15 protein-coding genes and 1 rRNA gene are annotated in these 14346 nt (G+C 28.7%); all 16 read right to left on the bottom strand.

Going from position 1 to position 14346, the window contains the following annotated elements; genetic code table 11:
• Nucleotides 1-8 precede the first annotated feature (8 nt).
• Complete coding sequence (purH, locus tag J2Z71_RS07880) at nucleotides 9-1514, bottom strand: bifunctional phosphoribosylaminoimidazolecarboxamide formyltransferase/IMP cyclohydrolase (protein ID WP_210061872.1); 1506 nt, start codon at nucleotides 1512-1514, stop codon at nucleotides 9-11.
• A complete protein-coding gene (gene purN, locus J2Z71_RS07875; protein ID WP_210061870.1) occupies nucleotides 1511-2062 on the bottom strand; it encodes a phosphoribosylglycinamide formyltransferase in 552 nt (183 codons plus the stop codon). The genes purH and purN overlap by 4 nt, the downstream gene beginning before the upstream one ends.
• On the bottom strand, nucleotides 2059-3087 hold the full coding sequence (purM, locus tag J2Z71_RS07870; protein ID WP_210061867.1) for a phosphoribosylformylglycinamidine cyclo-ligase: 1029 nt from the start codon (nucleotides 3085-3087) through the stop codon (nucleotides 2059-2061). Before purM ends, purN begins: the two co-directional genes overlap by 4 nt.
• 10 nt (nucleotides 3088-3097) lie before the next feature.
• Complete coding sequence (purF, locus tag J2Z71_RS07865) at nucleotides 3098-4447, bottom strand: amidophosphoribosyltransferase (protein WP_210061866.1); 1350 nt, start codon at nucleotides 4445-4447, stop codon at nucleotides 3098-3100.
• Nucleotide 4448: 1 nt separating this feature from the next.
• Entirely contained in the window at nucleotides 4449-5147 is a 699-nt protein-coding gene (purC, locus tag J2Z71_RS07860; protein WP_210061864.1) for a phosphoribosylaminoimidazolesuccinocarboxamide synthase, read from the bottom strand.
• Nucleotides 5148-5201: 54 nt separating this feature from the next.
• Nucleotides 5202-5378 carry a hypothetical protein gene (locus J2Z71_RS07855; RefSeq protein ID WP_210061862.1) on the bottom strand — a complete coding sequence of 59 codons (177 nt, stop codon included), beginning with the start codon at nucleotides 5376-5378 and terminating at the stop codon, nucleotides 5202-5204.
• A 126-nt stretch (nucleotides 5379-5504) separates the two neighbouring features.
• Nucleotides 5505-5882 (bottom strand): hypothetical protein, encoded by a 378-nt coding sequence (locus J2Z71_RS07850; protein ID WP_210061859.1) that lies wholly within the window; start codon nucleotides 5880-5882, stop codon nucleotides 5505-5507.
• A 302-nt stretch (nucleotides 5883-6184) separates the two neighbouring features.
• Nucleotides 6185-7180: an asparaginase gene (locus tag J2Z71_RS07845; protein ID WP_210061857.1), complete on the bottom strand. Its 996-nt coding sequence runs from the start codon at nucleotides 7178-7180 to the stop codon at nucleotides 6185-6187.
• 1 nt (nucleotide 7181) lies between these two features.
• Nucleotides 7182-8342 carry a CapA family protein gene (locus tag J2Z71_RS07840; protein ID WP_210061855.1) on the bottom strand — a complete coding sequence of 387 codons (1161 nt, stop codon included), beginning with the start codon at nucleotides 8340-8342 and terminating at the stop codon, nucleotides 7182-7184.
• Nucleotides 8343-8423: 81 nt separating this feature from the next.
• Nucleotides 8424-9935 carry a putative basic amino acid antiporter YfcC gene (yfcC, locus tag J2Z71_RS07835; RefSeq protein ID WP_210061854.1) on the bottom strand — a complete coding sequence of 504 codons (1512 nt, stop codon included), beginning with the start codon at nucleotides 9933-9935 and terminating at the stop codon, nucleotides 8424-8426.
• A gap of 68 nt (nucleotides 9936-10003) precedes the next feature.
• Nucleotides 10004-10636, bottom strand: coding sequence for an epoxyqueuosine reductase QueH (locus tag J2Z71_RS07830; RefSeq protein ID WP_210061852.1), 633 nt, complete (start codon nucleotides 10634-10636; stop codon nucleotides 10004-10006).
• 79 nt (nucleotides 10637-10715) lie between these two features.
• Entirely contained in the window at nucleotides 10716-11339 is a 624-nt protein-coding gene (locus J2Z71_RS07825) for a DUF47 domain-containing protein (RefSeq protein ID WP_245311212.1), read from the bottom strand.
• 12 nt (nucleotides 11340-11351) lie between these two features.
• A complete protein-coding gene (locus tag J2Z71_RS07820; RefSeq protein ID WP_210061850.1) occupies nucleotides 11352-12392 on the bottom strand; it encodes an inorganic phosphate transporter in 1041 nt (346 codons plus the stop codon).
• 12 nt (nucleotides 12393-12404) lie between these two features.
• Nucleotides 12405-13760: a PFL family protein gene (locus J2Z71_RS07815; RefSeq protein ID WP_210061848.1), complete on the bottom strand. Its 1356-nt coding sequence runs from the start codon at nucleotides 13758-13760 to the stop codon at nucleotides 12405-12407.
• A gap of 11 nt (nucleotides 13761-13771) precedes the next feature.
• Nucleotides 13772-14041 carry an ACT domain-containing protein gene (locus J2Z71_RS07810; RefSeq protein WP_210061847.1) on the bottom strand — a complete coding sequence of 90 codons (270 nt, stop codon included), beginning with the start codon at nucleotides 14039-14041 and terminating at the stop codon, nucleotides 13772-13774.
• A gap of 211 nt (nucleotides 14042-14252) precedes the next feature.
• Nucleotides 14253-14346, bottom strand: a 5S ribosomal RNA gene (gene rrf, locus J2Z71_RS07805); the annotation flags it as partial.

The raw sequence follows: 14346 nt of genomic DNA, 5'->3' as shown, positions 1-14346 counted from the left end.
GTTTCCTCCTAGTGTCTGAAATGTCTTTGACCAGTAAATACCATTGAAATACCTAGCTCATTACACTTATCAATTGAGTCTTTGTCTTTTATAGATCCACCTGGTTGAATTATTGACTCTACATTCATTTCTCCTGCTAGAGTTACACAATCATCAAAAGGGAAAAATGCATCAGATGCAAGGACACTTCCTGAAAAGTCTCTATCCTTTTGATTGTTCTTTATACTTTCAAGAGCCCAAATTCTAGAAGTTTGACCTCCACCAATTCCAAGAGTTTGTAAATCTTTTGCTATTACAATAGCATTTGATTTTGCATATTTACATACTATCATTGCAAATTTTAAATCATCAATTTGATTTTCACTTGGTGATTTATCAGTTACAACTTCATATCCATCTTCTACAGTATCTCTATCTTGAATTAGAACTTTTCCATTTAAATATTTAAGATCCATATTTGATTTTTCAAGATCAAAATCAACCTTTAAAAGTCTAATATTTTTCTTTTTAGTTAGTATTTCTAAAGCCTCATCTGTAAAATCACTAGCTGCTACAACTTCTAAGAAAATTTCATTCATTTCCTTTGCAGTTTCTTTATCAACTACTCCATTTACTCCTACAATTCCACCAAATATTGAAAGTGGATCTGCATTAAAAGCCTTCATATATGCATCATATATATTATTGTCTATTCCAACACCACAAGGTGTAGCATGTTTAAAGGCAACTACAGCATTTTTACCAAGCTCTGATGTTAGCTCTATTGCAGTATTTAAATCATTGTAATTATTAAAGCTCATTTCCTTACCATGAAGGATTTCTATATTTGATAAATAACTATTTACAAAAGTATCATCATATAAATTTGCCTTTTGAGATGGATTTTCTCCATATCTTAAACTAGATACTTTTTTAAGTCCTATAGTAAATTTATCTTGTAAAGTATTTGTTTTTTTAGCAAAATATCTAGAAATTAAAGAATCATAAAAAGCAGTTAATGAAAAAGCCTTAGCTGCAAGATATTCTCTAAAGTCATAGTCAATTTCATTATTTTTAAGTCTTTTTATTATTTCTTCATAATCACTTGGATCAGTAACTATTAATACATCTTTAAAGTTTTTTGCAGAAGATCTAATTAAAGTAGGTCCTCCAATATCTATATTTTCTATAATTTTTTCAGGATCATTACTAAGTAGTGCTCCTTCAAAGTCATATAAATTTACAACAACTATATCAATTGCCTTTATATTTTGTTCTTTTATAGTTTCTTCATGAGATTTATTTCCTCTTTTGTATAAAATTCCCCCATGAATTTTTGGCGAAAGTGTTTTTACTCTTCCATCTAGGATTTCTGGAAAATTCGTAACTTCTAAAATATCAATTGCCTCTACATTTGATTCTTTTAATACTTTTAAAGTTCCTCCAGTTGATACAATTTCATAGCCAAGTTCTTCTAAATTTTTAGCAAAATAATCAATATTACTTTTGTCTGTAACAGATATTAGAGCTCTCATTGTTCCTCCTCAACTTTCTTAATTGCTTCTTTTAATAAAATATGTTCTACTTCTAATACTTTATCTTTTATTTCAATAGGGCTTTTACAATCTACAATACTCACTTCTCTTTGTAATATAATAGCTCCTGAATCTAAATTTTCATCTACATAGTGAACAGTTACACCACTTACTTCATCTTTATTTTCAAATACAGCTTTATGAACCTTCATACCATAGAAGTTTTTGCCACCATATTTTGGAAGAAGTGATGGATGAATATTTATAATTTTATTTTCATAATTATTTAAAATAGTTTCACTAACTCTTTTTAAATATCCTGCAAGAACTATAAAATCTATATTATATTCTTGTAATTTTTCTAATATTTCTTCATCATTTTTCACTACAAGAGAGGGAATATTTGCATTTAATCCATGAAATAGTCCCTTTGCATCTTTATTTGAAATAACAAGTTCAATAGTACTATTAAATTCATTGTTTTTTTGTGCATCAATTAATGATTTTAAATTTGTTCCAGTTCCAGATATAAATACTGCTATTCTCATTTAAGAACTACTCCTTCACCTTCTACTATTTCACCTATAATAGATGCCTTATCATCAGTTTTAGAATTTATATAATCAACTACTTCATCTGCTATATTTTCATCAACTATAACTACCATTCCAACACCCATATTAAATGTTCTATATAATTCTTCTTCTTTTACAAGATTTAATAATTCTATTTCTTTTATAATTTGTGGTTTTTCCCAAGATCCTAATTTTATATTTGCACCAAGTCCTTTTGGAAGAACTCTAGGAACATTTTCTATAAGTCCTCCTCCAGTTATATTTGCAATTCCAAAGATTTCAAATTCATGTATTAATGAAAGAATTGTCTTAACATATAATTTAGTTGGTCTAAGTAGTTCTTCTCCAATTGTTTTATTTGTAGATGGAAGTATATCATTATAGTCACTTTCCATTTCTTCAAAGAAGATTTTTCTAGCTAGTGAATATCCATTTGAATGAAGTCCTGAAGATTTTAAAGCAATTATTTTATTTCCTGCTTTAATCTTTTCACCATTTATAATATTTTCTCTATCTACAATTCCAACTGAAAAACCTGCAAGATCATATTCATCTTTAGAATACATTCCAGGAAGTTCTGCTGTTTCTCCACCAATAATTGCACAATTAGAATCAATACATCCCTTAGATATTCCCTTTACTATTTCTTCAATTCTAGTAGGAATTATCTTATCAGCTCCTATATAGTCTAAAAAGAAAAGTGGTCTTGCACCTTGGCAAATTAAATCATTTACACACATTGCAACAAGATCAATTCCAACAGTATTGTGAATGTCCATTTTTTGAGCAATTAAAAGTTTTGTTCCAACTCCATCAGTTGATGCAAGAAGTGTAGGGGATTTCATATCTTTAAATTCATCAAGTGAAAATCCACCAGAGAAAAGTCCAATATCTCCTACTACTCCCTTTATAAAAGTATTATTAACATGTTCTTTAATAAGTTCTACAGCCTTATTACCTGAATCAATATCAACGCCAGAATCTTTATAATTTATCATACTAACTCCTTTAAATTCTAATTGGATCTACTGGATAATTCCCATCAAAACAAGCCTTACAAAATCTATCATCTCTTATTAAAGTTGCCCTTTGCATTCCATCTATAGAAATAAAAGCAAGTGAATCAGCACCGATTAACTCTCTCATTTCCTCAATTGTATGGTTTGCAGCAATTAAATTCATTCTACTTGGAGTATCAATTCCATAGTAGCATTGATTTATTACAGGAGGAGATGTAATTCTTAAATGCACTTCCTTAGCTCCTGCTTCTCTAATTCTCTTAATTAAATTTCTTGATGTAGTTCCTCTTACTATTGAGTCATCTATAAGAGCAATTCTCTTTCCCTCAACAACATGTCTTAGAGGATTAAGTTTTAACTTAACAGCCATTTCTCTTTCTTCTTGTGTTGGCTTTATAAAAGTTCTTCCTACATATCTATTTTTTACAAGTCCCTCAGCAAAGGGAATATTAGTCTCTTGAGCATATCCTATTGCAGATGGAATACCACTATCAGGCACTGCAACTACAAGATCAACATCACATGGAGCTTCTCTTGATAATATTTCTCCACATCTTCTTCTGAAATTATATGAATTTACCTTATCAAGTGTTGCATCATCTCTTGAAAAATAAACATATTCAAAAATACAATGTTTAGGTTTTTGAGTATTTTCATAAAAGTAAGAATTAATTCCACTTTCATCTACTACTACTATTTCTCCTGGAAGAATGTCTCTTTTTACCTTTGCTCCCATAATTTCAATTGGAGCATTTTCTGATGAAAATATAATATCTCCCTCATCAGATTCTCCCATTACAAGAGGTCTAATTCCATAATTATCACGAAAGGCAATTAGTTTATCTTCAAGAAGTAAAACAACACTATAAGCACCCTTTATTAAACTCATTGTCTTTTTAATAGCTTCTACAATATCTCCATTGTAATATCTTGCAATTAAAAATAAAATCACCTCAGAGTCTATTGAAGTTTGAAACATCATGCCCTCTTCTTCAAGTCTAGTTCTTAAAATTTGATGATTTATTAAATCTCCATTATGAGCAAGGGAAAGTTCCTCTCCCTTTGAAAAGCCCATAAGTGGTTGTGTATTATAGTCATAAGATCCTCCATCTGTTGAGTATCTAACATGACCTATTCCTATATTTCCATCTAAGCAAGATAAATTATCCTCTTTAAAAACTTCACTAACCATTCCCATTCCCTTAACTCTTTTTAAAGAGTCATCTTTAGAAACAGTTATACCACAAGACTCTTGTCCCCTATGTTGTAGTGAACTAAGTCCAAAAAATAATTTTTTATTAACTGGTTTATTAGAATAAATTCCAAGTATTCCGCACATCTTAGCCTCTCATTCTCTTTAATACTTCTGTATATCCTTCAACTAAATCTCCAAGATCTCTTCTAAATATATCCTTATCAAATTTTTCATTTGTCTTAGTATCCCAAAGTCTGCAAGTATCTGGACTAATTTCATCAGCAAGTATTATAGTTCCGTCTTCTGTCTTACCATACTCAATTTTAAAATCTACAAGTTTTAAATTTATTTTTAAGAAAAATTCTTTTAATAATTCATTTATCTTTAAAGTTTCATTTCTAATATAATCATACTCTTCATTTGTAATAAGTCCTAGAGAAACTGCATGATCTCTTGCCATCAATGGATCTCCAAGGTCATCATTTTTATATGAAAGTTCAAAACTTGGTGTATCAAATACAATTCCCTCTTCAACACCATATCTCTTAGCAAAAGAACCAGCTGAAATATTTCTCACAATAACTTCAAGTGGAAGAATTGTAACCTTTTTAACTAACATATCTCTATTGTTTAAAGTTTCTATATAATGAGTTTTTATTCCATTTTCTTCAAGCATTTTAAATATAGCAGAAGTAATTGCAAGATTTAACTCACCTTTGCCTGAAATTGTAGCTTTCTTTTCACCATTTCCTGCAGTTGCATCATCTTTATATCTAATCATATATTCGTTTTCTTTATCTGTTAAATAAACTTCTTTTGCTTTTCCTTCGTATAACTTTTTCATAATTAACCTCCGAAAATAAAATAAAAAAATAGAGAACTCGCCTAGAGCTCTCTATTACAACTGATAATTTGACCTTTTAAAAATTGAAGTACATAAAAAATAAGCGCAAAGAGCTATTTTACCTCTTAGCTTATTTATTAAATCTAAATCATATGAAATTTTTCCTAAACTAAATGCATTACATGTATTTTCAAAATTTTCAACTTCAACAACCTTAGAAAAATTAAACATGATAACCTCCAATTCCTTATTTTAAATTCATTATATCATATGATTTTTAAAATAAAAGCATACTGGGATAAAATTTAGTTTAGATTAAAATACATTTAGTCATTTATTTACTTTATAAACTTTACTTTAGTTTTTAATCATAACTAGGTATATAAATATCATTATAACTTCAATAATTAAGATAAGACTTGAAAACATTTCCAATTTCCTAAATTTACTTTCTAATAGGTATTTGTGATATTTTATTTCATCAATTTTTAATCTTCCTGATAAAAAAGTAAGAATTATATTAAATATTGAAACTACAAGTATTGAATAATACATAGCATTTGATAATACAGTTCTTATATTTGGAACTATAATAAATAAACTTAAAGGCCAAGTTATTGACAATACTATAGTAGATAGAGCCTTTAATTTAAACTTCTTATAATCATCTTCATTTAGTTCTATCTTTGTAAGATCATAGGTTTTAGCTACTCTTTTTTTCTTTTTTCTTCCCATATTTCTCCCTCTTTAAAATAATAATATTATTATATCAAATATTATTACTATTGCTATTAATAAAACATTTTCATTTTTATATTTTTAAATATATAAAAATTTTTTAAATTAAAAATTCTATTTTGTTTTAAATTGAGTACATTTTATATATTATAATTCCACTTAGTGAAATCTTTAATTAAGTACCATTTTATTCATTCCACGTAATGAAATCTTTAATCGAGTCCTATTTTATTCATTTCACATAATGGAATCTTCTTAAATTTCAAAAAAATAAAAGGTTTAAAAAAACCTTAAATTTTTTAAAAAATTATATCTTTATTTATACTTTTATAAAATAATTTTTTAACTTCATTAAAATCCTTAGTTATTCCTAGAATCCACATTAATTTTACAACAGCAGACTCAACTGTCATATCATAGGCTTGTAATATATTATACTTATTTATAATATCAAACCCAACTTCATAAGTTTCTGCATCTGATCCTTCTAGGATAACTTGAGTTGCAAGTACGACTATTTTTCCTTTTTCTGTTAATCTTTCTAATGCCTTTTTAAAGTTTCTACTATCATTAAAGGGAAGTCCTCCTACTCCATAGGATTCAATAATAATTCCATCATATTTTTGTCCAATATAATCAAGTATCTCAGGCTCCATTCCAGGAATTAATTTTAGTAAAAATACTTTAGGGTTTAGATTATTATAAAATGTTGGAGTTAATTTTTTAGGATTGTCCTCTACATATTGAAGAATTCTCTTTCCATCTATAAATGCTGCCACAGGATAATTAATTGAGTCAAAGGCTGAGTAAGATTTAGATCTTATTTTTTTAGCACGTGTTCCTATTATTGCCTTTCCATCAAAGACTACATATACTCCTCTTGCATTTTCTCTTATGGAAAATCTTATGGCATCAATTAAGTTTTTTCTTCCATCTGTAATAGAATCAACTATTGGCTTTTGAGCACCTGTTATTGCTATTACTTTCTCACTTCCTTGAATTAAATAAGACATTGCCGATGCAGTATAGGCTAAGGTATCTGTTCCATGAGTAATTACAAAACCATCATAATCATCATAATTTTTCATTATTACATCTTTTATCATAATCCAATGTTCAGGCTCTATATTTGTAGAATCTATATTTAAAACTTGTATTACATCAATATCTACAACTTCCTTAACTTCTGGAATATATTTTAAAAATTCATCTGGTGGAGTCTTAGGACTTAGTCCACTTTCTGTCTTAACAGAAGCAATAGTTCCTCCAGTTGCTATTAATAATACTTTTTTCATCTTAACCTCCAAGTGAATATAATATATTCATTGCATTTTCATAATTTCTATCAACTTTTTTCTTAGTATATTCATCTATACTATCTCTTTTAATTCCACCTTCTATATAGTCTTTTAAAGAAACTACTTCATAGACAAATTTATTGTTTTCATTTTTATATCTATTTACATATGTTGGAATTAACTCTACATCTTCAAGAGATGCTGTATTTTCACTATCTTTTTTTGAAATCTTTAATTTTACAAAAACGCCTGTTTCTGTTCCCTCTATATTCATCCATTCCATTCTTTGATTTGATATGGAGTTTCCCATAGAATATATACTAAATTTTTTCTTTGCATCTATTTCACTATATTCTACTGGCTGAAGTACATGGGGATGAGATCCTAAAACTACATCTGCTCCTGCTTTTAAAAGTTCCTTATTCATAAATACTTGAAATTCGCTTGGAATTGATGAATACTCAACTCCCCAATGAGGATATATTACTATAAAATTTGCACCTTGAATTTTTAAATTATTAATATCATTTTTAATATTTTCTAGATTAAATTTAGATATCATAAAACTTTTATCCTCTGGCACTAATTTCTCAAGCCCATTAAAATATTCTGAATAGGACAAAAATCCAACTTTAATATTATTTTCCTCTAAAATAACACCTCTATTTATGTCTTCTTTATATGTTCCAAAATGTTTAATATTATACTCATCCATTGCATCTATTGTAGAAATTATTCCATCAACACCTGTATCTAAGCAATGGTTATTTGCAGTTGATAATATATCAAAGCCTATGTCTTTTAAATATTTTATTGAATCTTTTGGAGTATTAAATGAAGGATATCCACTATATACTCTATTTTCATTTGAAGTGGTTTCATAATTTCCAACCATTATATCTGATGAGTCTATTATATCTTTCATCTCTTTATAAAAACTACTAAAATCAAAGGAATCACTTTCCCTATCATATGTATTTATATATAAAGGCATATGGTATATTATATCTCCTGTTGCTACTATTGTTATTTCTCTTTTTGTATCTTTATCTTCTTCTACACTATCTATATTATTTAAATAATTATTGTTTATATAATATAAAATAGCTGTAAAAGTAATCATTATAAAGACTATTACTACAATCACTTTTTTCTTCACAAAATCACCTATTTGATTATAGCATAGCTTTTAATTTAAAGTAAAAAAAAGCCTCTATACTTAGTATAGAAGCCTAAATTCTTATTGATATCCTATTGCCACTGCTAAAAACATAAATATTGAAGCTAGGACAAATAGTATTAATTGAAATTTAACTTGGAATTTTGCCCATCTATTCCAGTCCATTCTAGCCGCTCCAAGAACTGCAATTAAAAGTCCTGATGTTGGAACGATTAAGTTTGTAAGTCCATCTCCTAGTTGAAATGCAAGTACAGCAACTTGACGAGATACTCCAGTTAAATCTGCAAGAGGTGCCATTATTGGCATAGTAAGTGCAGCTTGACCTGAGCCTGAAACTACAAAGAAATTAAATATTGATTGGAATATATACATAATCCAAGCTGATAGTGCTTGAGGAAGTCCTGCGATAAGTCCACTTGTCTTAAATAATATTGTATTTAAAACTGTTCCTTGTGCTGGATCTGTTCCACCTAATACTAAAATAATACCTTGAGCCATACCTATTACAAGTGCAGCTGTTAAAAGATCCTTTGAGCCATTTCTAAAAGAAAGAGCTATAGAATTTAGTGTAGTATTATTTAATTTAAAAACAAGTCCTATAATACCTGCAATAATACCCATTGTAAAAAATTGAGTTGCAATTTCTGGTATATAATAACCTTTTTTAATTACTCCCCAAACTACCCATATTAATGTAATTACAATATCTAGTATTATTAAAGTATCACCAATACCAAATTTAATATCTTTTCCCATATTACTTTCTAAATCTTTTCTATAAAACTCATCAGATTCATAAGATACTGAAAGTTCAGGGTTCTTTTTAATTTTCTTTGCATACATAATAGTAAATACTATAGAAACTATATTAAATACTATCCACATTATAATTCTAAGTCCAGCACCGCTCATTACTGGTATTTGAGATATTCCTTGAGCTACAGCTACTGAAAATGGATTCATCCAAGAGGTTGCAAAGCCTATTTGAGTTGCACAATAGGTTATCATTATACCTACTATTGCATCATAGCCCATGGCAACAGTCATTGGAACAACTATTAATACAAAGGGAATTGCCTCCTCACCCATTCCAAAAACTGCTCCTCCTAAAGAAAATAGCAAAAATAAAACTGGAATTAATAGGATTTCTTTACCCTTCATCTTTACAATCATCTTTGAAATACCAGCCTCAACTGATCCAGTACTAAGTACAATTCCAAAGGCTCCACCAATTACAAGTAAAAATGCTATAATTCCAACTGCTGATCCATTCTTATCACCTGTAACAAGACCTTCAAACATATAGTTTAAAAATCCTTGATTTTCTCCACCTGAAGCAAAAAGTTTAACTCCTTGCTTTACTGGATTTCCATCATCATCAGTAACATATTGAAAAGAATCTTCAACTATTACTGTCTTTGTTTTTTCTTCACCTGCTACTTCATAACTTATATCCTCAGTTGCAAAATATCCTTGAGGCACAACATATGTTAAAAGTGCCGCCAACATTACTACAAAGAATATAATTATGTACATGTCAGGCATAGAAAAACTTTTTTTCTCTTTTTTCATTTAAATATAAACCTCCTATAATAATTATAGTTCTTAAATAAATAGTGTCAACAATAGCCAAAATATGACTACTTATCTCTTCTTCTTTCCTCAGCCTCTTCCTTTGAAAAAACACATCCGCAATAATCTTGTCTATACATATTATATTCTTTAGATAATTCAATACTTCTCTTATATCCATTCTTCTTTTTAAAATCAGAAAATAAATAATTTACAGAATATTCCTCTGCAATTTTTTCTCCTAAAGTATTTAAAAGAGTAGAATTTTTATAAGGACTTATAGAAAGTGTAGTTGTAAAATAATCAAATCCACCTTCACTTGCCATTTTAGCTGCTTCCCTTAATCTTAGCTCAAAGCATTTAGTACATCTTGCGCCTCCTTCTTTAGTCATTTCATACCCATTTATAGCATCATAATACTCCTTGCTATTGTATTTTGGCACAATTACATTTATTTCATCACTTAAATTCATCTCTTTAATTAATCTCTTTTGTTCAATAGCACGTCTATCAAACTCTTCTTCTATGTCTAAATTTGGATTATAATAAAAAACTGTAATATTAAAAAACTCATTAAGTCTTTCAATACATCCACTAGAACAAGGTCCACAACAAGAATGTAATAATAAAGATTTTTCTTTCTTTTTTTCTAAATTTTTTATAATATTTTCCATTTCTAAATCATAATTAACTTTATTCATTTTACTTACCTCCTAACTATTATATATTAACTAAATTATTAAAGTAAAAAAACTTAAAGGTCACCCTTTAAGTTTTAAATTACATATTTTTCATCATAATAAATTCCATTAAATTTGCACTTTTTTCTAAAGTATCTAAACATTTTTCAAGTTTACTTAATACCTTAGTCCAAGCTACAATAGTCTTTGGATCAAGAGAACTTGTATATAATTCTCTAATTGCATCTATGTAGAGATTATCTCCTCTACCCTCTATTTCATTTACTTTTATAATTTTTTCCTTAGTCTTATCTTCACCATTTTTAAAATTTTTAAACTCAATAGAAGCTTCATAAAGAGTATCTACAGCCTCAACAATAAGCTCAGAAAACTTTATTGCCTCTGGTCTAATTTCTGTAATATTATACATATAAAGTGCAAATAATACATCTTCTATAGCATCAGTTGGATCATCAAGTTCTTCAATAAGTGTAGATATATCTTCTCTTTCTATTGGAGGTAAAAATTCCCTAATTAAATGTCTTAAAGTTTCATGAATCAACATATCATTTGATTTTTCAATCTCATGCATTTGTCTAATTCTAGCATCTAGTGCAAGAGGATCATATTCTTTTAAGATTTCATCTAATAGTCTTGCTGCTGCCATTGATCCTTGAACCATTTCAGTAAAAGCTCTAAAATAGTCAAAACCATAATTTTTCAAAAAAATTCCTCCTTAAAAAAGCATAAATAACTTAGTTAATAAATAACATAATAATCCACAAATTGGAAAAGTTAAAAACCATGTAACTGATAAATATTTAGCATAGGCCCAGTTTACATTACTTTTTCTCTTTGTAGCTCCAACTCCCATAATAGATGTAGTTGAAGTTTGAGTAGTACTAAGTGGAATACCTAAAATAGTAGCTATTAAAATTGAAATAAATGATGTTATATCAGCAGAAAAACCCTCATAAGTTTCAAGGCTTACAACATCCATTCCAATAGATTTAATTACCCTTTTTATTCCAATAGAAGTTCCTATACCCATTGCAATAGCACTTATTATAAGAATCCATAAAGGAAGAATTTTCTCATTTTCAGGATTATGTCCCATAAGAGTAGTTAAAATCATAAAAATAGCTATAAACTTTTGCCCATCTTGAGCACCATGAATAAAACTCATTAATGTTGCACTTACAATTTGACCTCTATCAAAAAATCGCTTACTATCTCGTCTATCTCTTTTTTTGAAAATATTTTTTATTATCTTAACAATAAAAGATCCCAAAAAATAAGCAACAACTATTGAAATTATAATTCCATAAAATACCATTAAAATTCCAAAAGTATTTATACCTTTCATTCCACCATTAAGAGCAATAGAAGCACCACATAAACCTGCTACTAGTGAATGAGAAGAACTAGTTGGTATATTAAATTTCCAAGTAATAATACCCCAAAGAATAATTCCAAGAAGTGCAGCTACAAGAGCTCTATTTCCAAGAAATCCCTTAGATGTAAAATCAACCATATTAAATATAGTATGAGCAACTCTTGCATTGATCAAACTAACTACAAGAACACCTAAAAAATTTCCAATAGTTGAAATGTAAAAAGCATTATTAATATATAAAGCTCTAGTTGAAACACTTGTAGCAATTGCATTTGGCGCATCAATAGCACCATTCATTATAATAGTAAATATTATAAGAATAGCTGCAATAAGTAAAATTGGATTTTTTATAAGTTCATTAAAAAAATTAAAAAAGTTCATTTAATCTCCTTGTTAATTTTTAAAACTGTGTATAGGTGCTGGAATTCTTCCACCTCTACTTGAAAATCTTTCACTTGAAGTATTTCCAATATCCATAATAGGTGCATATCCAAGAAGTCCACCAAATTCAGCTCTATCTCCAACATTTTTTCCATAAACAGGAATAACTCTAACTGCAGTAGTCTTATTATTTATAACACCAATTGCAGCCTCATCAGCAATAATTGCAGAAATAGTTGAAGAAGGAGTATTTCCAGGAATTGCAATCATATCAAGTCCAACAGAACATACACAAGTCATAGCCTCAAGCTTATCAAAGGAAATACTTCCATTATAAGCTGCCTCAATCATTCCCTCATCTTCAGAAACTGGAATAAAAGCACCACTTAGTCCTCCAACATGAGAACTTGCCATAATACCACCCTTTTTAACAGCATCATTAAGCATAGCAAGAGCTGCAGTAGTACCATGTCCACCAACTTTATCCACACCAATTTCTTCAAGAATTCTAGCAACACTATCTCCAACAGCAGGAGTAGGCGCTAAAGATAAATCTATAATACCAAAATTTGTATTTAATTTATTAGATACTTCCTTACCTACAAGTTCGCCAATTCTAGTAATTTTAAAAGCAGTCTTTTTAATAGTTTCAGCAACTACATCAAAACTCTCACCACGAACTTTTTCAAGAGCACATTTTACAACTCCAGGTCCAGAAACACCAACATTTATAATAGTGTCATTTTCACCAACACCATGAAAAGCTCCAGCCATAAATGGATTGTCCTCTACAGCATTTGCAAATATTACAAGTTTTGCACATCCTATAGAATCAGCATCTTTAGTTCTCTTTGCAAGATCTAAAACAACATCACCCATCATCTTTACAGCATCCATATTTATTCCATTTTTAGAAGTTCCTACATTTACACTAGAACAAACATAATCAGTAGTTGAAAGTGCATGTGCAATTGAATCAATTAAAATTTTATCTCCCTTGTTAAAACCTTTGTGAACAAGTGCAGAAAAACCACCAACAAAATCTACCCCAACATTTTTTGCAACCTTATCTAAAGTTTCTGCAAAAGGAGTATAATCAGTTAAATCAGTAGCACTAGCAATAAGAGAAATAGGTGTAACTGAAATTCTATTATTTACAATTGGAATATCATACTTCTTAGATACTTCAGTAGTCGTATCTACTAAATGCTCAGTATGTCTCATCATCTTATCGTAAATTTTATTACAAGCTTTCTTATAATCAGAATCAATACAATCTAATAAAGAAATTCCCATTGTAACAGTTCTAATATCAAGATGTTCTTGCTCAAGCATTCTAACAGTTTCAATAATTTTTCTATTATCCATAATTCACCTCATTAAATTTGATGCATGGAATTGAAAATATCTTCATGTTGAACTTTAATATACATTCCAATCTCTTCACCAAGATTTGTAAATCCATCTACAATTTCATCAAAAGAAACATTCTTTTCAGATAAATCTACAATCATAAGCATAGTAAAATAGTCGTCCATAATAGTTTGATTAATATCTACAATATTTAAATGATACTTAACAACAAGTTCAGTTGCCTTATAGACAATACCCATCTTGTCATTTCCTATAAATGTTATAACAGCCTTCATTACATACCTCCATTTTAGCTTTAATTATATCATATTTATTAGGCTTAAAGGACACTTCAGAAAATTGCAAACATTTGCTTTTAGAAAATATCTAAATTATTTCAAAAAAACAGTAAATAAATTGTCATTTCTTTAAAAAATAAAAAAGAAGTATAAAATAAATTTGAGCATTAAAAAAAGCTCCACTAGATAAACTAGTGAAGCTTATGTAAACTGGCGATTATCTACTCTCCCAGGCCGTTGCCAGCCAAGTACCATCGACGGTTAAGAGCTTAACTACTGTGTTCGGTATGGTTACAGGTGTG

The organism is Peptoniphilus stercorisuis (assembly GCF_017874395.1).
GTDB lineage: Bacteria > Bacillota > Clostridia > Tissierellales > Peptoniphilaceae > Anaerosphaera > Anaerosphaera stercorisuis.
The sequence above is the reverse complement of the archived record's forward strand: the minus strand, read 5'-3'. Positions and strand labels throughout refer to the sequence as shown.

Excerpts from the sequence above, each read along its gene's own strand:
- yfcC (WP_210061854.1), bottom strand. The coding sequence starts at position 9,935 with ATGAAAAAAGAGAAAAAAAGTTTTTCTATGCCTGACATGTACATAATT.
- J2Z71_RS07820 (WP_210061850.1), bottom strand. The coding sequence starts at position 12,392 with ATGAACTTTTTTAATTTTTTTAATGAACTTATAAAAAATCCAATTTTA.
- purM (WP_210061867.1), bottom strand. The coding sequence starts at position 3,087 with ATGATAAATTATAAAGATTCTGGCGTTGATATTGATTCAGGTAATAAG.
- J2Z71_RS07810 (WP_210061847.1), bottom strand. The coding sequence starts at position 14,041 with ATGAAGGCTGTTATAACATTTATAGGAAATGACAAGATGGGTATTGTC.
- J2Z71_RS07815 (WP_210061848.1), bottom strand. The coding sequence starts at position 13,760 with ATGGATAATAGAAAAATTATTGAAACTGTTAGAATGCTTGAGCAAGAA.
- purH (WP_210061872.1), bottom strand. The coding sequence starts at position 1,514 with ATGAGAGCTCTAATATCTGTTACAGACAAAAGTAATATTGATTATTTT.
- J2Z71_RS07850 (WP_210061859.1), bottom strand. The coding sequence starts at position 5,882 with ATGGGAAGAAAAAAGAAAAAAAGAGTAGCTAAAACCTATGATCTTACA.
- purN (WP_210061870.1), bottom strand. The coding sequence starts at position 2,062 with ATGAGAATAGCAGTATTTATATCTGGAACTGGAACAAATTTAAAATCA.
- J2Z71_RS07845 (WP_210061857.1), bottom strand. The coding sequence starts at position 7,180 with ATGAAAAAAGTATTATTAATAGCAACTGGAGGAACTATTGCTTCTGTT.
- purC (WP_210061864.1), bottom strand. The coding sequence starts at position 5,147 with ATGAAAAAGTTATACGAAGGAAAAGCAAAAGAAGTTTATTTAACAGAT.
- purF (WP_210061866.1), bottom strand. The coding sequence starts at position 4,447 with ATGTGCGGAATACTTGGAATTTATTCTAATAAACCAGTTAATAAAAAA.
- J2Z71_RS07830 (WP_210061852.1), bottom strand. The coding sequence starts at position 10,636 with ATGAATAAAGTTAATTATGATTTAGAAATGGAAAATATTATAAAAAAT.
- J2Z71_RS07855 (WP_210061862.1), bottom strand. The coding sequence starts at position 5,378 with ATGTTTAATTTTTCTAAGGTTGTTGAAGTTGAAAATTTTGAAAATACA.